The organism is Rufibacter psychrotolerans (assembly GCF_016924645.1).
Classification (GTDB): Bacteria; Bacteroidota; Bacteroidia; order Cytophagales; family Hymenobacteraceae; genus Nibribacter; species Nibribacter psychrotolerans.
Map to the genome: position 1 here is coordinate 332855 of NZ_JAFFJV010000011.1, position 18562 is coordinate 351416.

The 18562-nt window shown below is 57.1% G+C and carries 14 protein-coding genes; 6 read left to right on the forward strand and 8 right to left on the reverse strand.

Annotated features, from left to right (window positions below; translation table 11 throughout):
• Positions 1 to 145 precede the first annotated feature (145 nt).
• The 6 genes from JT718_RS12265 to JT718_RS12290 all read right to left on the reverse strand — a co-directional run bounded on the left by JT718_RS12265 (position 146) and on the right by JT718_RS12290 (position 5988).
• Positions 146 to 760 (reverse strand): deoxynucleoside kinase, encoded by a 615-nt coding sequence (locus JT718_RS12265; protein WP_205502986.1) that lies wholly within the window; start codon positions 758 to 760, stop codon positions 146 to 148.
• Between the two features lie 110 nt (positions 761 to 870).
• The gene (locus JT718_RS12270) at positions 871 to 1896 is read right to left on the reverse strand and encodes a zinc dependent phospholipase C family protein (RefSeq protein ID WP_205502987.1); all 1026 of its coding nucleotides are present in this window, start codon (positions 1894 to 1896) and stop codon (positions 871 to 873) included.
• 95 nt (positions 1897 to 1991) lie between these two features.
• On the reverse strand, positions 1992 to 2504 hold the full coding sequence (locus JT718_RS12275; protein ID WP_205502988.1) for a GNAT family N-acetyltransferase: 513 nt from the start codon (positions 2502 to 2504) through the stop codon (positions 1992 to 1994).
• A 373-nt stretch (positions 2505 to 2877) separates the two neighbouring features.
• Positions 2878 to 3435, reverse strand: a complete 558-nt coding sequence (locus JT718_RS12280; protein WP_205502989.1) for a porin family protein — start codon at positions 3433 to 3435, stop codon at positions 2878 to 2880.
• Between the two features lie 450 nt (positions 3436 to 3885).
• Positions 3886 to 5352 carry an APC family permease gene (locus JT718_RS12285; protein WP_205502990.1) on the reverse strand — a complete coding sequence of 489 codons (1467 nt, stop codon included), beginning with the start codon at positions 5350 to 5352 and terminating at the stop codon, positions 3886 to 3888.
• 414 nt (positions 5353 to 5766) lie between these two features.
• On the reverse strand, positions 5767 to 5988 hold the full coding sequence (locus tag JT718_RS12290; RefSeq protein ID WP_205502991.1) for a CDGSH iron-sulfur domain-containing protein: 222 nt from the start codon (positions 5986 to 5988) through the stop codon (positions 5767 to 5769).
• Positions 5989 to 6326: 338 nt separating this feature from the next.
• Here JT718_RS12290 and JT718_RS12295 point away from each other — a divergent pair, with 338 nt between their 5' ends.
• On the forward strand, positions 6327 to 7172 hold the full coding sequence (locus JT718_RS12295; protein WP_205502992.1) for an OmpA family protein: 846 nt from the start codon (positions 6327 to 6329) through the stop codon (positions 7170 to 7172).
• A gap of 509 nt (positions 7173 to 7681) precedes the next feature.
• Positions 7682 to 8359 (forward strand): hypothetical protein, encoded by a 678-nt coding sequence (locus JT718_RS12300; RefSeq protein WP_205502993.1) that lies wholly within the window; start codon positions 7682 to 7684, stop codon positions 8357 to 8359.
• Between the two features lie 109 nt (positions 8360 to 8468).
• Here the strand turns inward: JT718_RS12300 and JT718_RS12305 are convergent, their stop codons facing one another.
• Positions 8469 to 8753: a hypothetical protein gene (locus JT718_RS12305; protein WP_205502994.1), complete on the reverse strand. Its 285-nt coding sequence runs from the start codon at positions 8751 to 8753 to the stop codon at positions 8469 to 8471.
• A 347-nt stretch (positions 8754 to 9100) separates the two neighbouring features.
• On the opposite strand from JT718_RS12305, the gene JT718_RS12310 reads away from it, so the two are divergent.
• The 3 genes from JT718_RS12310 to JT718_RS12320 all read left to right on the forward strand — a co-directional run bounded on the left by JT718_RS12310 (position 9101) and on the right by JT718_RS12320 (position 14188).
• Positions 9101 to 11593, forward strand: a complete 2493-nt coding sequence (locus JT718_RS12310; protein ID WP_205502995.1) for a PIG-L family deacetylase — start codon at positions 9101 to 9103, stop codon at positions 11591 to 11593.
• Positions 11594 to 11891: 298 nt separating this feature from the next.
• A complete protein-coding gene (locus JT718_RS12315; RefSeq protein ID WP_205502996.1) occupies positions 11892 to 13580 on the forward strand; it encodes a sodium:solute symporter family protein in 1689 nt (562 codons plus the stop codon).
• A 17-nt stretch (positions 13581 to 13597) separates the two neighbouring features.
• Entirely contained in the window at positions 13598 to 14188 is a 591-nt protein-coding gene (locus tag JT718_RS12320) for a nitroreductase family protein (protein ID WP_240337060.1), read from the forward strand.
• A 102-nt stretch (positions 14189 to 14290) separates the two neighbouring features.
• Here the strand turns inward: JT718_RS12320 and JT718_RS12325 are convergent, their stop codons facing one another.
• Entirely contained in the window at positions 14291 to 15166 is an 876-nt protein-coding gene (locus JT718_RS12325; protein WP_205502997.1) for a DUF2911 domain-containing protein, read from the reverse strand.
• Between the two features lie 445 nt (positions 15167 to 15611).
• On the opposite strand from JT718_RS12325, the gene JT718_RS12330 reads away from it, so the two are divergent.
• The gene (locus tag JT718_RS12330; protein ID WP_205502998.1) at positions 15612 to 18554 is read left to right on the forward strand and encodes a SusC/RagA family TonB-linked outer membrane protein; all 2943 of its coding nucleotides are present in this window, start codon (positions 15612 to 15614) and stop codon (positions 18552 to 18554) included.
• The last annotated feature ends 8 nt before the right edge of the window (positions 18555 to 18562 follow it).

The window sequence follows — 18562 nt, forward strand, 5'->3', positions numbered from 1 at the left end:
GGGAAAGGGTTCAGCCAGATGTTGCCATAGACGCAAGGACACCAATAAAGCGGCTAAAAGCCAAAGGCGTTTCGGGGCTTATTTTTGGAAACAAGCCCCGAAACGCCTTTGGTCAGCTTTGGGGAAAAACAGGCCTAAAACAGGCCTAAAACAGGCCGAACAGCTCAATGTTGATTTTGTCAATGATGGTGCCCAGGTCCTCAGGGTTCTGCACAAAGTCCATGTGGTTGACATCAATCACCAGGAGCTTGCCGTGCTTGTACCCGGCAATCCACTGCTCATAGTGCTCGTTGAGGTTCTTCAGGTAAGCCAGCGAGATGTTGTCCTCATAGTCGCGGCCGCGCTTTTGAATCTGCCCGATCAGCTTGGGAAGGTCGGCTTTGAGGTACACCAGCAGGTCTGGGGCCTTCACCATGCGGGTCATGGAAGTGAACAGGTTGAAGTAGTTCTGGTAGTCGCGGTCGCTCATCATGCCCGAGTGGTGCAGGTTCTTGGCGAAGATAAAGGCGTCTTCGTAGATGGTGCGGTCCTGGACCACGCCGTTGGTGCGCTCGTTGATCTGCAGCACCTGGTTGAACCGGCTGTTCAGGAAGAAGACCTGCAGGTGGAACGCCCACCGGGGCATGTCTTCATAAAAATCTTTCAGGTAAGGGTTATCTTCTACGGCCTCCAGGAAAACCTCCCACTTGTAATGCTGGGCCAGCTTGGTGGCCAATGTGGTTTTTCCGGCGCCAATGTTGCCTACAATTGCAATATGCATGCTCTTTGGTGGTGTTAAAATTGCGGACGGCAAAAGTACGGCTTTCAGACCAGATTATTCCAGCCCCTTGTAAAACAAGCCGGTAAAAAAGCCAGACCGCGCCCGCAGGCCTAAGCCACTGACTCCTTCGCCCACTTTACCACGTTCATCAGAGAGATCCTGATCTTGGTGAGCAGCAGGTCCTTCTCCTGCAGGGTGCCTTTCTTCCAGGCTTTGCGTTCCTGCTTCAGCTGCTTCTTTTCGGCTTTGGTGCGTGGGGTGGGCAGCAGTTTGTCCAGGTTGGGTTTGCCGGCATCTACCCAGCAGGTGTACCAGAAAGAGGCGGTACGCTCTGCCGAGGCCCGCATGCGGTCCTGCACCATGGGACCCAGGGCCTGCTGGTAGGCCGCCGAAAACGCGTCGGTGAAGTTTTTGCGGGTGCGGCCGTTGCGCTCGGTTATGGTGAACTTGGTGGCGTCTGTAAAGTTCTGGCTGGCCTGTTTCTCCAGGGCCAACACCTGGGGCACCAGCCGGTGCGATTCGCGCACCACTTGCCAGATTTCCTGCTCAGGGTTTGGCAGGTACCGGGCTTTGTCATGGGTAAGGGTATAGGTGGTCAGGTGCTGCTCGGGCAGTTTAGACTCCCACAGGCTGTGCAGCCCGTGCTGGCCGGTCAGCTGCCCGTCGTGGTTCAGGCTGGTGTGCAGGGGCACGTGCGCATCCTGGATGTAATGCGCCAGGTCAGCGGAGTAGAAGAGGATGCTGTCTTTGTCCTGGCGGTAGAAGGCCTGGGTCAGCCGGGTTTTGAGCCTTACCACCTCCCAGGGCACAATGCCGTATTTGCGGAGGCTGTCTGCGCTGTACTTGGCGGCCGCCGCGGCCCAGGCCTCGGGCATCTCCTGCAAGACGTTGGGGCCAAACGCCTCCAGGTCTATGAAGTGGCGGTGGGCTTCGGTAGGGTCGGAACTGCGGCGCTCGTCGGGCCTTACCACGGTTTCCACCAGGTGGGCCAGGTGGCGGTGGTAAAACGGCTGCATTTCCTTGGGCAGGGCATAAATGGCCAACTGCTGAATGACCCGGTGGCCGAAGAAACCCCAGCTATATCCAACTAACGAGCAGCCAAACACGAGAACAGAAACTAATAGGACTTTGCGCATTGGGGTAAAAAAAGCCTTAACCAAATAATACAAGTAGATTTGAAAGGGTAAGCGTACCAAGTGGGGGAGGGTAAACCAGCATTTGCCTCTGCAGGTTACAGATCCAGCTGCATAATGTAGTCATTCAGGGTGAATCTGCCAAACGGAATGTCCACCACCTGCGCAATTTTAAAGCCGTGGCGGTGGTAGAAGTGCTGGGCCGGGTTGTGCCGGTGCACGTTTAATTCCAATTTAGCACCGCCCAGCTGTTTTGCCCTATTCTTTACTTCCTCTAACAGCAGCTTGCCGTAGCCTTTGCCCTGGAACTGGGGGTGAATGTAGAGTTTGTTCAGCTTGAAAAGTTGCCGGGCAGGGTCAACTAGGGAGAATGCCGCAAAGGCGGCGGGTTTTTCCTGGTCCAGGAGCAGCAGAAACGTCTGGCCTTCCTGCATCTGCCTGGTGAGCGACTCCAGCGAGTAGATTTCCTCCAGCATAAAGTCAATCTGGTCCTTGTCCAAAATTTCCCCGTAGGTGGGGTACCACGTGGCATGGGCCAGTTGCCGGATCAAAGCGGCATCTGTGGTAACCTGAATTGCCACAGCACCAGAGAAAGAGGGGGTAGTTGTCATTGCCTAAGTTAAGAGAAGACCAAACGGGCAGGCGCTTTCCAAAAAAGGAGGAAGGGCCCTGAGCGCCCCGTTGCCGCAGGGGAGCCGTACCGGTTGGGTAGTACTAAGACAAAATTAAGAAGAGAGACCCCTAGTAGCCGTGAAAAACTTGGGCGTAGAGCCCTTTTGGCAAAAGTTCTTATTTAGATCCTGTTCTATCTTGGATGGTGTTAATAGATAACGTAAGCTGCACGCTAAGGCTTTGGTGCATAATCTCTTCGGGGCCAGGCGCCTGTCACCCCGCTTGTCCAAAAAAATCCCCGCTGCCCCTCGTCATAGACCAGGAGCAGCGGGGCTTTGCCCCAGCAGGGGCTTTTAGGAATATTTGGAGGGCCTATCTGAACTTATAGCCCAACGACAACTGAAACACATTGTTGGTGTGGTTAATGCCGCTGTCGCTGTCATCGCGGGTGTCAGAAAGCCCCAGGTTGTACCTGGCCGAAACCTGCCAGCTAGACACATCATACCCCAGGCCCAGGGCCACGGCCCCGTCATAACGGTTTCTGGAATCGGTGATGTCTTGCGTGGTCTTGCCCCTTTTGCGGTTAGCCGCCAGCAAGATCCCGAACTGGGGCCCTACCTGCGCGTGCAGCCCGCCCGAAATGGTGCCCTTGAAAATAAGCGGCACGTTGAGGTAATGGTACGTGTACACAAAGTCATCGGTCTCTACGCCCTGCTGGGAGTACAGCACTTCGGGTTGCAGGGCAAAACTGCGGGAGATAGGGGTGGAGGCAAACCCGCCCACGTGCACGCCCAGGCGCGGCTGCAAGTCTTCGTTGGGCATCCGCACCGAGGCAACGTTCAATCCGCCCTTAATGCCCAGCCGGGTCTGCGCCTGGGTGCCCAGGGCCGCCCACACCACCAGGGCTCCCGCCAACAATAGTTTCTTCATAAGCTCAATCATCAAATTAAAATACGTACGGCAAAGGTACACCAAGGATTAGGCTTTCAAAAAGCCCAGGAGTGGCAACCCTTCCTGCTAAGGTCCGTAAAAGAAGGTATAAACGTTGGTTAAATAGTAGTTGCGAAGAAGATGTAGTAATCACCAGGCAATAGTACTTACGTTGAAACTTATTCATGAACGAAGCCGAATTGGTTTCGTTATTCCTAAGGAATACGCTAGGAAGCCTGGTCATTCTTTGACACACGTCACATCCAGAGTAGCATTGTAATCAAGTATTTAACCAAGGTATGGAAAGCCTTCCCAGACGGGGAAGGCTTTCCGCGTTTCAGGGGGTGCCGTTTTAGGGGCGTTTTCCAGAAATCGGCCCAAAAACAAAGGCACCGCTGCCCTTTTTGTGAAAAGAACAGCGGTGCCTCCTGGGCAATCCCCTTTAGTAAGTTACTCTCCCAACTTTCTGAAGCGCTTGCCAAAGAGGTAATACACCGGAATGCCCACTCCCACCAGGATCAGCCCCGGCCAGGAATAGTTGGGCTTGTAGATCAGGAGAATGGTGCAGATGAAGGTGGCCATGAGGATGTAGAGCGCGGGCAGCACTGGGTACCCGATGGCCTTGTAGGGCCGGGGGGCGTCTGGCATGGTGCGACGCAGCACAAAAATGCCGGTAATGGTAAGGATGTAAAACAGCAGCACCGCAAAGATCACGTAATCCAGCAGGTCTGAGTAACGGCCCGAAAGGCACAGAACGCTGGCCCACACGCACTGAATGGCCAGGGCCGCACCCGGTACGCCGTTTTTATTTAGCTTGGCCATGTTAGGGAAAAACAGCCCGTCTTTGGCCATGGCGTAGTACACGCGCGGCGCCGAAAGAATTACACCGTTGTTGCAGCCAAACGTGGAGACCATGATGAGGAGGGCAATGGCGATGGTGGCCGGCGCGCCGCCAATCACCTCGGCCACGGCCGTGCCCACGCGGTCATTGCTGGCAAACTGCAGTCCGCGGCCCAGCGCATCGGTGGCTGTTGGATCGCCCTGCAGGGGCAAGATGGTGAGGTACACCACGTTGATCAGGACATACAGCACCGTCACAATGCCCGTGCCAATAGCCATGCTCAGCACAATAGTGCGCTTGGGGTTCACAATCTCGTCGCCCGAGAAACCGATGTTGTTCCAGGCGTCGGAGGAGAAGAGCGACCCAATCATGGCCGTGCCGATGCCCACCATGAGTGCCCACCCCGAAAGGGTGGTACGGGTGACGGTTCCGGTCTCCTTGTCCAGCACCACCGACTGGGCGTCCCAGAGGTTGGAGAAGTTCAGGTCCATCACCTCGGGGTTGGTGCCCAGCAGCAAGCCGAAGCCCAACAACGCGAATATGGCAATGATCTTGGTGCTCCCGAAGATGTTTTGGATAATGGTGCCGTTCTTCACGCCTTGCTGGTTCACCAGAGTGAGCAGCACAATGGAGGCAATGGCCAGCAGCTGCACCGAGGTGAACTGCAGAAAGCCCAGGTCCAGCAGCACGTTGTCTTCAGAGAACCAGGGCACCAGCACGCCGGTAAACCGGGCAAAGGCCACACCCACCGCGGCAATGGTGCCGCTCTGGATCACCAGGAAAAGGGTCCAGCCGTAGAGGAACGCCACCAGGGGACCGTACGACTCGCGCAGGTACACGTACTGGCCGCCGGCGCGGGGCATGAGGCTGGTCAGTTCGCCGTAGCTCAGGGCGCCGGCCAGGGTCATGAGGCCGGTAAGGGCCCACACCAGCAACAGGTATCCCGCACTGCCCACCGACCGACCGATGTCGGCAGACACAATAAAAATACCTGAACCAATCATGGAGCCGGCCACCAACATCACGGCATCAAATAACTTGATCTCGCGCTTAAATCCCGTAGAGGTTTCTGACATAGAATCTAATGGAAATGAAAGGATAAAGGGATTGGAAAGAAAAAGGAAAATGAAGAGCCTGTTTCGTAATACAAAATGCTAGAGGAGTCAACCGCTTGGTTAGTGTTCTCACCATAGCCGTCAGGCTAAGAAGAGGCATGCGTGCGACGTTCCAAGGAACGTCGCTACAGATTACCCGCGATTATGTAGCGACGTTCCCTGGAACGTCGTACCCCGGCAGGGGTAACAGGCGCATTATCCTCTTAGCCTGACGGCTAAGCTGAGAACACCGCCAATCCAAACGCAGGCACCTTTGCTTTGCTGGTGAAAACATGCAGAAAGGACAGGGCCTCTTTAAACAAATTCGAAGTAAAAAGAAAAGGCGAAGACCAGGTCTCCGCACATTTCTGGGTGGTTACGTGAAAGTACGGCCAGCTACACCTTGCGGGGCGGCAAGTCAAAGGCAACGGCGTTGTGCTCAAAATGGCCCTTGTGCGAACCGTCGCAGAACGGCTTGTTCTTGGAAAGGCCGCAGCGGCAGATAGACACCACCTCGCGGCCTTGCAGGTTGTACTCGTTGCCCTGCGGGTCTACTATGTAAAACTCGCCCTCAATCTTAAGCGAGCCGTTGTTGTTCACGGTTATTTTGGTTTTCATGCTGTTTTCAAAAAAATAAAGGTAAAACGGTAAGGGAAAAAGAGGCGCGCCAAACCCGGAACCTGGCCCTAAAACGCAGAAAGGGGATTCGCCTCGTTTCAAAGATAAAGCTTTTGCCGAAAGCATAATACGCCTGCGGGTGATTCTGGGCAGTTCAGAAAAGTTCTAAAGAAATTTCCGGCGGGGTGGTGGAGCCTGAGGCAGCAGAGCCTCAGGCGGTTATTAATGGGTGCGGACGCCTGGGCAGCCGCCGAATTAACCCACCCCGCACGGCCTGCGTACTTATACCCATAAGTAAACGTTATAGAGTGCAAACGTGCGTAACCTAACCCACTACTATGAAAAACCAACTTTTTACCCAAGTCTTGGCCGCGTGCCTTGCCATGGGGGTACTAGGCTCTTGTGTCTCCTCCAAAAAATATAAGGCCGCCCTGGCCGAAAACCGGTCCCTGGTGGTGCTCCAGGACGAGCTCACCCGCCAGAAAGCCGAACTGGAGAGCGAGCGGGCCCGCCTGCAGCAAGACAAAGAACGCCTGAACCAGGAGAAGGCCGACCTGGCCGCCGAGAAAGCCTCCACCGAGGCCTCGCTCAGAACCAACCTCAACAACACCAGCAAACAGGTAGACAAACTCAGCGCCGACCTGCAGGCCCGCGAAGCACGCCTGGCCGAGATGCAGCGTATCCTGGACGAGAAAGACCGGGCCGTGAACAACCTGCGCAAGGTGGTGAGCAACGCCCTGCTGGGCTTCAAGGCCTCTGACCTTACGGTAGACGTGCGCAACGGAAAAGTGTACGTGTCTCTGTCTAACCAACTGCTGTTCAAATCGGGCTCCACCAAGGTAGATGCCCAGGGGCAGGAAGCCCTCAAGAAATTGGCCACCGTGCTGCAGAACCAGCCAGACGTGAACGTGGTGGTAGAAGGCCACACCGATGACGTGCCCGTGGCCAAAGGCACCGTGGGCATGCAGGACAACTGGGACCTGAGCGTCTTGCGGGCCACCGAGATCACCCGCATCCTCACCGAAGCCGGGGTAGCACCGCAGCGCGTCACGCCCTCGGGCCGGTCTAAGTACGTGCCGGTAGACCCCAGCACCACCGCCGACGCCCGCCAGAAAAACCGCCGCACCGAGATCATCCTCACGCCTAAGTTAGACGAGCTTTTCCAGATCCTGGAGCAGAACTAGCCTCGGCGTAGCCAACGGTGCACCAGACAAGAAAGGCCGTTCATCCGGCATAAGTGGCAACCCACCCCTTGCCCCTTCCAGGAGGGGAATGTTCTAAAAGAGTAGCAGGCAAAACTCCTCAATGGGGAGGTGTTTGGCAGATGTAGCAGGAAAACTTCCTCCGCCAGGACGTAATCTGTTCTACAGAAATGGCAGGCAAAGTCCTCAACCACTAGGGGGAGAGTCCTGCACCTGTAGCAGGTAAAAGTCCCCTCCCGGGAGGGGCAAGGGGGTGGGTTGCCAGCAACTCCTTCACTGGCTCTACAAACAGCCCGGCCTGGCCAGACACGGTCTTGCCAGGCCGGGCTGTTTAGGGGCTCTTTTTCCAGAATAAGGGCCAAAGCAGCAACTAAGGCACTGGCCGCATGACCGATGGTTTCTGGCGTTGTTCTTGCTGTAGACCACCTGTCGCCTTGCCGGAAAAATAGTACCTTTGGCCAGGCAACCCACAACCCTTTATTAGACAAACCATGCAAAAAGGCAAGCTATTGGCGCTCCTGCTGGGACTTAGTGCTACTTTCGGTCCCGTAGCCTGGGCGCAGGAGCACACCCAGGAGAAAACCACCACCGCCCCGGCCCGCGAAGGCCAGGAGTCTGGCGTGGAGCAGGACCTGCGTACCTTCAAAGAGTGGGTGCGTGCCCAGTCAGACAAGGTTTCTACCACCACCCGGGCAGAGTGGCCCACCATTAAGAGCGATTTCGCCCGCCAGGCGAACAAGATTGAAAACAGCTTCCACAACCTGTCTGAGAGTTCGAAGCGGGAGTTCCTGGAGCTGAAAACCCGGTTCCAGGAGTTGGAGTCCAGGCCCATGGCCGATGAGGTGCCCCTGCAGGCCGAGGAAGTGCGGCTACGCGAGAAAGAGCTGCTGGGGTCCTTCGGGAACGTGCAGAACATCAGCGCCATTCACATGCGCGAAGCCTACATCCGGTTCATGCAGAACGTGCGGGCCAAGCGCCAGAACTGGACCTCGCGCGACTGGGACTACGCCGACTATATCTTGCAGAACCTGGGCAAGCGCAAGGCGGCCGTAGAGGAGAAACTCACCACCCTGGACGAGATCAAGATCAGAACCCTCATTGGGGAGTTCCACACGCTCCGCTCGGGCCAGGAGTTCAAAGAAAGCCAGAGAGCTAAAAAGCAGAAGTAGCTTTTCAAAGGCTCAGCTTAGGCCTACATAGCAGAGTCCGTTTCGGGGCTGTTTTTTCGTAAACAGCCTTGAAACGGACTCTCTTGCTTGAGGCCTTGCAAATGGCAGGTTATTGCTGTTGGGTGCTGTCGCCCAGCACCTGGTTTTGGGTGGTTCTGGAGTTAGAGGTGTTCTGCTCACCGCGGGACTGGGAGTTGCCCACCCGGGTCTGGGTTTTCTCAGTGGCCCCGGCGCCGGTGGTGTCATTCTGGTTGGGGTTCACAATGCCCGTCTGGTTGCCGTCCATCTGTTCAGACTCGGTGCTCACCGAAGTGGTGTTTTTCCCGGTTTGGGAGTCGCAGGCCATGAAGCCGGTCATGCCCGCTATTGCCAAGATCATCAATAGCTTTTTCATAGTAAGTGGTTTTATTGCGCTGTTTCAGCTTCTCTTAACTGCTAAACCCGGTAAAAAGTTATGGAACCAGCGGCTGAAGGGGGTACTACCCCTAAAAGAACCCATGCGGGAGGCTGCGCAGGCAGATGTCACTTTGCCGGGATGCGTTTTGGGGGCGATTTCCGGAAGAAGGCCCCAAAACGAGCCGGGTGGCCAGTAGCTCGCCCAGCAGACTGTTTGTCCAAAACCCTGTAAAACCCGGTGCCAGGTTCCTCACTTGAAGTAAAAATCCATAGCTTTACCGTGGGATGCTGGCGGGGTCAACCGCCGCCGGCATCCCGCTTACCCTTGAACCTCTATTCACTGATATGACCTCTGTACGTGCTCTGGTGGCCGCCCTGCTTCTGGCAAGTGGGGTAGGAGTTTCCGCCGCAAAAGCGCAGGCCCCCCGTAAACCCAATGCCGCCGACATCAGGTTGGCGCTGGAGAAACTGAACGTGCTGGGCAGCGTGCTCTACCTGGCCGCCCACCCCGATGACGAGAACACCCGCCTCATCGCCTACCTGGCCAACGAGCGCAAGTTCCGGACCGGCTACCTGTCGCTCACCCGCGGCGATGGCGGCCAGAACCTCATCGGCCCTGAGATTAGGGAAGAGTTGGGCATCATCCGCACGCAGGAGCTGCTGCAGGCCCGCCGGGTAGACGGCGGCGAGCAGTTCTTCAGCCGCGCCAATGACTTCGGCTTTTCCAAGAACCCCACCGAGACCTTCAACATCTGGAACAAAGAGCAGGTGCTGGCCGATGCCGTCTGGGTAATCCGCAAGTTCCGGCCCGATGTGATCATTACCCGGTTTTCGCCCCAGCCCGGCGGCACGCACGGACACCACACCGCCTCGGCCATGATCGCCCTGGAGGCCTTTGATGCCGCCGCAGACCCCAAGCGCTTCCCCGAGCAACTCACCACCGTGGAGCCCTGGCAGCCCAAACGCCTGGTCTGGAACACCTCCTCGTTCTTCTACGGCCAGGGCCAGAAGTTTGACCCCTCAGACAAACTCATGGTAGATGCGGGTTTGTACAATGCCTTGCTGGGCCGCTCGTACCCCGAGGTGGCGGCCCAAAGCCGGAGCATGCACAAAAGCCAGGGCTTTGGCAGCAGCGGCACCCGCGGCGAGGCCATAGAGTACTTTGAGTTCCTGAAGGGCGAAAAGGCCCAAAAAGATGTGCTGGAAGGCGTGCCCACCACGTGGAACCGGGTGCCCGGCAGCGCCGAGATAGCCAAATTGCTCCAGCAGGCCCTCAAAGGGTATGAGGCGGCCAATCCGGCGGCCTCGGTGCCGGTGCTGCTCAAGGCCCACGCGGCCCTGGCCAAACTCCCAACCTCTTACTGGAAGACCGTGAAGCAGCAGGAGCTGCAGGACGTGCTCAAAGCCTGCCTGGGCCTGTACCTGGAGGCCACCTCCACCCGCGACTTCACCGTAACCCCCGGTCAGCCCGTGACCCTGCAATTGGAGGCGGTAAACCGGTCGGCGGTGCCCGTGTCGCTCACCAGGGTGGAGTACCTGTTCGCCAAAAAAGACACCACGCTGGCCCAGCAGCTGGAGCTGAACAAGCCCTGGCTGGTGCGTACCTCGGTGGAACTGCCCCTGGCCACGCCTTACTCGCAGCCCTACTGGCTGCAGGTGCCCAGCTCAAACGGCATGTTCCGGGTAGATGATCCGGCCCTCATTGGCCTGCCCCAGAACCCGGCAGCGGCGCAGGTGCGCCTGCACCTCACGGTACAGGGGCAGCCGTTCCAGTTTACCGTGCCGGTGGTCTACAAGCGCACCGATCCGGTGGAGGGCGAGCAGTACCGCCCCTTTGAGGTTACGCCGCCGGTGTTCGTGAACCTAACCGAGAAAGTATACGTCTTTGCCGATGCCCAACCCAAGCCCGTGACGCTGCGCGTGCGCGCCGGACAAGACCAGGTGGAAGGACAGGTAGCCCTGCGCCTGCCGGAAGGCTGGCGCTCTGAGCCGGCCTCGGCCCCGGTGAAGCTGGCCCAGAAAGGCGAGGAGCAGAGCTTTACGTTTCAATTGTATCCGGGCGGCGCCCAGACCGAGAGCACCATCAGCGCCGCGGTGACCACCCGGGGCAGAACCTACACCCAGGGACTCAAAACCATCAACTACCCGCACATTCCGGCGCAAACCCTGTTCCCCGAGGCCGAGGCCAAAGCCGTGAAGCTAGACCTGAAGCGCAAGGGGCAGCGCATTGGCTACCTCATGGGCGCCGGGGACGAGGTGCCCGCCAGTCTGCAGCAGATTGGCTATGCGGTGGACATGCTGCAGGTGAACGACCTTACGGCGGCCGCTTTGCAGAAGTACGATGCCGTGGTAACCGGGGTAAGGGCCTACAATACCCTGGAGCGCCTCAGGTTTCAGCAGCCGCAACTGATGGAGTACGTGCGCAACGGCGGCACCCTGGTGGTGCAGTACAACGTGAGCAACGGGTTGGTCACCTCCAACCTGGGGCCGTACCCCATCAAACTCTCCAGTGACCGCGTGACCGTGGAAGACGCCGAGGTGCGGTTCCTCAAGCCCAACCACCCGGTGCTGAACACGCCCAACAAGATCACCGAGCAGGATTTCAGGGGTTGGGTGCAGGAGCGCGGCCTGTATTTCCCGGGCCAGTGGGCCCCGGAGTACGAGGCCATCCTTTCCTCCAATGACCCCGGCGAAACCCCCAAGGACAGCGGCTTGCTGGTGGCCAGGTACGGCAAAGGCCATTTTGTGTACACCGGGTATTCGTTCTTTCGGGAGCTACCGGCCGGCGTGCCCGGGGCGTACCGCTTGTTCGTGAACCTGCTTTCGCTGGGGAAATAGCGTTTCGGGGCTGTTTTACTGAAAACGGCCCCGAAACCCTGTTTCACCTCATCCATCGGCAGTACCAAGGAGGCCACCTCCAGGTTGGTGGCAATAAATCCGCCGGGTTTGACCGTTATATCCGTAACTGCCCGCTTCTCTAGTACCATCTAACCACCGTTTCTACCCAGTTTTCTATGACCAAAGGCGATATAGACCCACCACCCTTTTTCAAGAGTTGGACTGCTATGTACTGGTTGGTCATTGGGGTTTTGGCGGCGTTGATTGGCTTGTTTTACCTTCTCACCGTCCTGTATAGATGAGCGGCCTGGATTGGGGAGTACTGGTGGGCACCATTGCGTTCATTGTGCTGTACGGCGTCTGGAAGACCCGCAAGACCCAGCACATGACGGGCTACCTGCGGGCCGACAACACCGAACGCTGGTGGATGATGGGCCTTTCCATCATGGCCACCCAGGCCAGTGCCATCACGTTTCTGTCTACCCCCGGGCAGGCCTTTGACGATGGCATGCGCTTTATCCAGTTTTATTTCGGGTTGCCGCTGGCCATGGTGGTCCTTTCTATCACGGCCATTCCCATCTATTACCGCCTCAAGGTCTACACCGCCTATGAGTACCTGGAGAGTCGCTTCGACCTGAAAACCCGCTCCCTGGCGGCCCTGCTCTTTCTGGTGCAGCGGGGGCTTTCCACCGGCATTACCATTTACGCCCCGGCCATTATCCTCTCGGCCATTCTGGGCTGGAATCTAACGGCCACCATCTTGTTTATTGGCGTGGTGGTTACCTTTTACACGGTGGTGGGCGGCACCAAGGCGGTGAGCCAGACCCAACGCCTGCAGATGGCCGTGATGCTGGGCGGTATGCTGGTGGCCGCCGTGGTGGTGGTGCGCCTTTTGCCCGATGGGGTAGGGTTTGCCGAGGCCATGACGGTGGCCGGCAAGGCGGGCAAGCTGAACCTGGTAGACCTGAGCTTTAACCCCAACGACCGGTACAACCTTTGGTCTGGCCTCATCGGCGGGTTCTTTCTGTCTTTGTCTTACTTCGGCACCGACCAGTCGCAGGTGGGCCGTTACCTGGGCGGCGAAACCATTGCCCAGAGCCGGCTGGGCCTGCTCATGAACGGGCTGGTGAAGGTGCCCATGCAGTTTCTGATCTTGCTGGTGGGCGTGCTGGTGTTTGTGTTCTACCAGTTTTACCAGCCGCCGCTTTACTTCAACCAGCAGCACGCCGCCAACGTGCTGGCCTCTGCGGAGGCGCCTGCCTGGCAAAGTTTAGAAGCCCAGAGCCAGGAGGTTTTCCAACAAAAGAAAGCCGCCAGCCTGGCGGTAGTGGAGGCGGAGCAACGGGGCGACGAGCAAGCCAAAGAACAGGCTGCCCAGGCCATGCAGCAAGCCGAGGCCCAACGCAAAGCCTTGCGCCAGGAAGCGCAGGAACTGGTGAAGAAGCACAACCAGGGCACCGACCTCAAGGACACCGATTATGTGTTCCTCACGTTTGTCACCCAGCAATTGCCCCAGGGCCTCATCGGGCTGTTACTGGCGGTGGTGCTGTGCGCAGCCATGGGCAGCACGGCGTCGGCCTTCAACTCGCTGGCTTCCACCACCGTGGTGGATGTATACAAGCGCTCTTTGAGGAAGAACGCCTCTGATGATCATTATGTGGCCGCTTCCCGGTGGTTCACGGTGGGTTGGGGGGCGGTTTCCATCTTGTTTGCCCTGTTTGCCTCGCAATTGGAGAACCTTATCCAGGCGGTGAACATCCTGGGGTCTCTGTTCTACGGGACCATCCTGGGCGTTTTTATCGCCGCTTTTTATTTTAAACGTTTGGCCGCCAATGCTGTGTTCTGGGCCGCCGTGGGCACGCAGTTCCTTATTTTCCTGCTGTACTTCACCACCAACATTGCGTACCTGTGGTATAACCTCATTGGCGTGGTGCTGGTGGTGGGCATAGGGTACGGGTTGCGTGCGGTACTGCCCAGACAAGCCTAGGCCCTTTATTCTATTCTATGATGACCAATCAACCCTTCCAAGCAATACAGCAGATCATTCAGGACCGAAGGACCATTAAGCCGCCCCAAATGAACGGCAAACTGATCCCCGACAGTCAGGTGAAGGAGCTCCTGGCCTTGGCCGACTGGGCCCCCACGCACGGGTACACCGAGCCCTGGCGCTTTGTGGTGTACGCCGGCGAAATGGTGCGGGAGTTTTGCGCCAGCCACGCCCAGCTGTACCGCAAGGAGACCACCCCCGACAAGTTTCAGGAGATGAAGTTTGAGAAGCTGCTGCACATGGGAGACCAGGCCTCGCACGTGGTGGTGGCCTACATGCGCCGCGGAGACTTGCCTAAGATTCCGGCCCTGGAAGAGATTGCCGCCACCGCCTGCGCCGTGCAGAACCTGTTGCTGGGCGCCACGGCCCTGGGCATTGCCTCGTACTGGGGCTCCGGCGGCATGGCTTACCATCCGGCCATGAAGGAAATGCTGGAGCTGCGGGAAGAGGATATGGTGCTGGGCATCCTTTACCTGGGCTACACCGACAAGGAAGTGCCCGCCGGCAAAAGAACCGTGGCCCTGGAGGAGAAGGTACGCTGGATGTAGAGCCCTCAACGGTTAGAGCACCTCAAAAAAACAAACCCCACCAAGCAGCTGCTCGGTGGGGTTTGTTTTTGGGCCGTTTTGTGGGAAATACCCTGAAAACGCTTATTTCTTGTTCTTGATCTCGGCCAGGAGTTTTTCGTTCAAGGCCACGTAGTCGCTGTTGTTTTCTTTTTTGGCTAGCTCAATAGACTTCTGGGCGGTAGCGGTGGCACCTTTGAAGTCGTTCAGTTTGGCCTGGATCTTGGCCTGCTGGTGCAGGGTCCAGAATTTGGGGTCTTTCTCGTTGGCCTGCTTCATCCAGGTGAGGGCTTGCTTCAGGTCCTTGTTGTTGTCGGCGTAGTAAGAGGCGGCGGCGGCGTACAGGGCTGGGCTTACGTTGGTGCCGTTCACTACTTTCTCCTGGATCTGGGCCATCACTCTGGAGTCAACATCGGTGGTAATTTTTACCGGCACCAGGGTGTTCTCCCACATGATCTGCATCACGGCGCTGTTGTTGGTCAGGTTGCTGAAGCCAATGGTGAAGGTCTCCACTTTGTCGCTCAGTCGCTTGGGCGTCACTTTGAAGCGCACCTGGTCTTCCTCTGGCTTGTAGTCCTTGCCACCGTCGCCCCAGAGTTTGGTGTTCTTGTGGATGATCACGGTCCATTCTTTCTCGCCCGGAATGGTGTACAGGGCATACTGGCCGGCGGGTACCTTGTTGCCTTCCAGCATCACGTCATCAGAGAAGGTGAGTTTGGTGGCGGCGTTGGCTCCGGTGCGCCACAGTTTTCCGTAAGGGGCTAGGTCTCCAAAGATCTTGCGGCCTTTGGTGCTGGGGCGGGAATACTCCACCGTAATGTCTCCCAGGCCTACCGCTTGCTTAACGGTGGCAGAAGGGCTGGCGGCGGGCATCTTAATCTGGGCAGAAGCTTCTGCGCCCATCAGGAACACAGCCAGGGCAACCGCCCATACCATGTTCAGGGATAAAATCTTTTTCATGTCTTGCTTTAGTTTAACAGAGGCAAAAATAGCTATGTAATATTAAAGAAAAACTGGCAGGTTGCCTAAAATTAGGCTGGCAGGGGCTGGTAAAACCCTTTCAAGAAAACCCGCGCAAGCCCCGCCTGTTTTCTGCCGTTCACGTACTACCAAAGTAAATCCTTGCCAGAATAGCCTTTGATTCTTCCTATTACCATCATGTGGAACGGTGCAGCCCTGTTCTACCTGCATTTTCTTATTCCAGGCAGGCATGCCCGGTGGTAGGAAGAGGGGGAGTTTTTTGTAACAATCAAATAGGTAAATGGTTAAGCTTGTAGGATTGCCCGGGCCTTAAGAAGCGCCAGCCGCAGCGGCCAGAAAAGCCACGCCTGTTACATAGCAGGCCCTTTCCTGTATATTAGTAAATCTTTATTGCCATTTTTATCCAACCATTAAAGCAAACCAAATGAAAAAACTTTTACTCGTGTTCATCGTTTTGCTCCAGGTGCTGCACCTCAGTGCGCTGGCGCAGAATAGGACCATTTCCGGGAGGGTGACCTCGGCGGCAGATGGGGTGTCACTTCCGGGCGTGAGTGTGGTGGTGAAGGGTACTACCGTAGGCGCCAGTACCGATGTGGACGGCCGTTACCAGATAAGCGTGACGGGCAACCCTACCCTGGTCTTTACCTTTATTGGGTTTACCTCGCGGGAAGTGCAGGTGGGGGCAAGCAATACCCTGGACGTGAGGTTGTCAGAAGATGCGGAAGCCCTGGAGGAAGTGGTGGTGACCGGGTACACCACCCAGAACCGCAGGGAAGTGACGGGGTCAGTGGCCACGGTGAAGGCCGAGGAAGTAGCCCTGGTGCCGCTGGCCTCCTTTGACCAGGCCCTGCAGGGAAAATCGCCGGGTATCTTGGTGCAGGCCAACTCCGGGCAGCCCGGTGCCGCCGCCAATGTCCTGATCAGGGGGCGGGGCTCCATCCTGGGAAGCAACGATCCCTTGTTCATCCTGGACGGGGTGGAAATCTCCAGCAGTGACTTTGCGACCCTTAACCCCGCCGACTTTGAGAGCTTCAACATCCTGAAAGATGCCTCGGCTACCTCTATCTACGGGTCAAGGGGGGCCAACGGGGTTATCGTGATCACTTCCAAGCGCGGAGCGGCTGGCAAAACCCGGTTTGAGTACAACGTGCAGTACGGTTTCTCCACCGCCCCAGAGTCTGGGCTGGAACTGATGAATTCCAACCAGAAGCTGGACTACGAACTGTACCGGGGAAACCCCTACGACTGGACCGACGAGGACCTGGCCCGGTTACGGCAGATCAACACAGACTGGGGAGACGTGTTCTTCCAGACCGGCAAAACCGCCAACCATACCCTAAGTGCCTCCGGCGGCAGCGAGAAGACCACCTATTACATCTCGGGTTCCATCTTTGACCAGACGGGCATTGTGCGCAATACTGGCTTAAAGCGCTATACCGGTAGAATCAACGTAGAGAACATTTCGGGGCCCCTGACCTTTGGCCTCAACACCACCTTTGGCTATTCTGAATTAATGAATACCGAGGAAAGCGACACCGGCATTGGCCAGCCGCTGAACGCCATTAACTGGACCAACCCCTATGAAACGCCTTATGATGAGAACGGAGAGTACACCGTAATCACCTCTGGCCAGCCTAACGCGCTGCAGGAACTGCTGGAGAACAGCAACCTCAGGCAACAGCTGAAGGGCGTGGGTACGGTGTACCTTTCCTATGCTGTGCCGTTTGTAAAGGGCCTGACCCTGAGCACCCGGTGGGGCGGCGACTTCCGGTCAGATGAAAGCACCGTGTACACCGACCCTACCACCTACAACGGTTCCTTCGCGACGGGCGGTTCTGGCAGCCTCACCCGCGGCTATGCCCGAAACTTCCGCTACACCGGAACCACCTCTGCCACGTACGCTACCCAGTTTGGGACAGATCATACCTTAACGGTAGGCCTCTACAATGAGATTGTGGACAACCTGGGCCGTTCGTTTGAGTTTACCGGCTATGGCCTGGGCGGTCCCTTTGAGAACGAGGCCGGCATTACGCCCGGTAACGCCACCAACGGGTTTATTCCGGCTGTTTTTGGTACCGGCAGTGAAAACGCCCTGCTGTCTTACTTCACCACCATCAATTACGGGTTCAAAGACCGCTATTTCCTGAACGTGGGGCTGAGACGGGACGGGTCCTCCCGGTTTGGGGCCAACCGCAAGTATGCCAACTTCGGGTCTGTTGGGTTAAGCTGGATTGTGTCTGATGAACCCTTCATGCAGGGGCTCACAGGAATCTTCAATGACCTTAAGTTCAAGATCAGCTACGGTACCGCCGGTAACCAGGCCGGTATTAGTGACTTCCAGTCACGGGAACTGTACGGCAGAAGCATCTACGCGGGCGTGTTTGGCTTGAACCAGCAGCAAATTGCCAACCCAGAGCTGCAGTGGGAGAGAAAGACTACCTTCAACACGGGCATTGAGATGTCTACCCTGGGCGGCCGGCTCAGATCTACCGTGGAGTACTACAACTCCATCACCTCAGAGCTGTTCCTGAACAGGCAACTGTCCAGAACCACGGGCTATCCTTCCATTACCTCCAACATTGGGGAACTGCAGAACCGGGGCGTGGAACTCTCTGTGGAGGGCGATGTGGTAAGCTCCGTTAACTTCAACTGGTCGGTGAACGTGAGCCTTACCTACAACAACAACAAGATTCTCAAGCTGGTGGAGAAAGAAGGCGAGAATGACATTGTGAGCGGAATCATCATTAACCGGGAGGGTGAGTCCATGAACTCCCTGTTTTTGGTGCCTTTTGTGGGGGTGAACCCCGAAAACGGCAATGCGCAGTACCGTACGCTCGAGGGGGAAATCACGGAGGTGTACAGTGCCGCTGACCGGGTGATTGTGGGCTCCGCCGAGGTGCCCTTCTTTGGCGGTTTCGGCAGCTCCCTCAACTTCAAAGGCCTGGAGCTAAGCGCCTTCTTCAGCTTCCAGCGGGGCAATGAGGTGTACAACAATGACCTGACCAACGTGACCAACCCCGCCTACCTGGCCGACAACCTGAGTGTGGAACTAACCAGAGAGTGGAAGAAGCCCGGCGACATCACCGATGTGCCCCGGGCCGGAAACCGGTTCCAGAGCGGCACCACCCGGTTTGTGGAAGACGGCAATTTCCTGAGGCTGCGCAACGTGAACCTGTCGTACACCCTGCCCAAGACCTTGACCAGCGCCCTCAGACTCAACACGGTAAGAGCCTTTGTGCAAGGCCAGAACCTGGTGACCTGGACCGACTTCAGGGGCTGGGATCCGGAAATTACCGGGGCTTCATTGGTGGGTGCCCAGTATCCGGCGCTAAGAACCGTGACCTTCGGCTTAAACATTGGTCTGTAACCTAAGAA

Coding starts and splice junctions, on each gene's coding strand:
- JT718_RS12320 (WP_240337060.1), top strand. CDS start 13,598: ATGATGACCAATCAACCCTTCCAAGCAATACAGCAGATCATTCAGGAC.
- JT718_RS12305 (WP_205502994.1), bottom strand. CDS start 8,753: ATGAAAAAGCTATTGATGATCTTGGCAATAGCGGGCATGACCGGCTTC.
- JT718_RS12330 (WP_205502998.1), top strand. CDS start 15,612: ATGAAAAAACTTTTACTCGTGTTCATCGTTTTGCTCCAGGTGCTGCAC.
- JT718_RS12275 (WP_205502988.1), bottom strand. CDS start 2,504: ATGACAACTACCCCCTCTTTCTCTGGTGCTGTGGCAATTCAGGTTACC.
- JT718_RS12310 (WP_205502995.1), top strand. CDS start 9,101: ATGACCTCTGTACGTGCTCTGGTGGCCGCCCTGCTTCTGGCAAGTGGG.
- JT718_RS12265 (WP_205502986.1), bottom strand. CDS start 760: ATGCATATTGCAATTGTAGGCAACATTGGCGCCGGAAAAACCACATTG.
- JT718_RS12315 (WP_205502996.1), top strand. CDS start 11,892: ATGAGCGGCCTGGATTGGGGAGTACTGGTGGGCACCATTGCGTTCATT.
- JT718_RS12280 (WP_205502989.1), bottom strand. CDS start 3,435: ATGAAGAAACTATTGTTGGCGGGAGCCCTGGTGGTGTGGGCGGCCCTG.
- JT718_RS12285 (WP_205502990.1), bottom strand. CDS start 5,352: ATGTCAGAAACCTCTACGGGATTTAAGCGCGAGATCAAGTTATTTGAT.
- JT718_RS12290 (WP_205502991.1), bottom strand. CDS start 5,988: ATGAAAACCAAAATAACCGTGAACAACAACGGCTCGCTTAAGATTGAG.
- JT718_RS12270 (WP_205502987.1), bottom strand. CDS start 1,896: ATGCGCAAAGTCCTATTAGTTTCTGTTCTCGTGTTTGGCTGCTCGTTA.
- JT718_RS12295 (WP_205502992.1), top strand. CDS start 6,327: ATGAAAAACCAACTTTTTACCCAAGTCTTGGCCGCGTGCCTTGCCATG.
- JT718_RS12300 (WP_205502993.1), top strand. CDS start 7,682: ATGCAAAAAGGCAAGCTATTGGCGCTCCTGCTGGGACTTAGTGCTACT.
- JT718_RS12325 (WP_205502997.1), bottom strand. CDS start 15,166: ATGAAAAAGATTTTATCCCTGAACATGGTATGGGCGGTTGCCCTGGCT.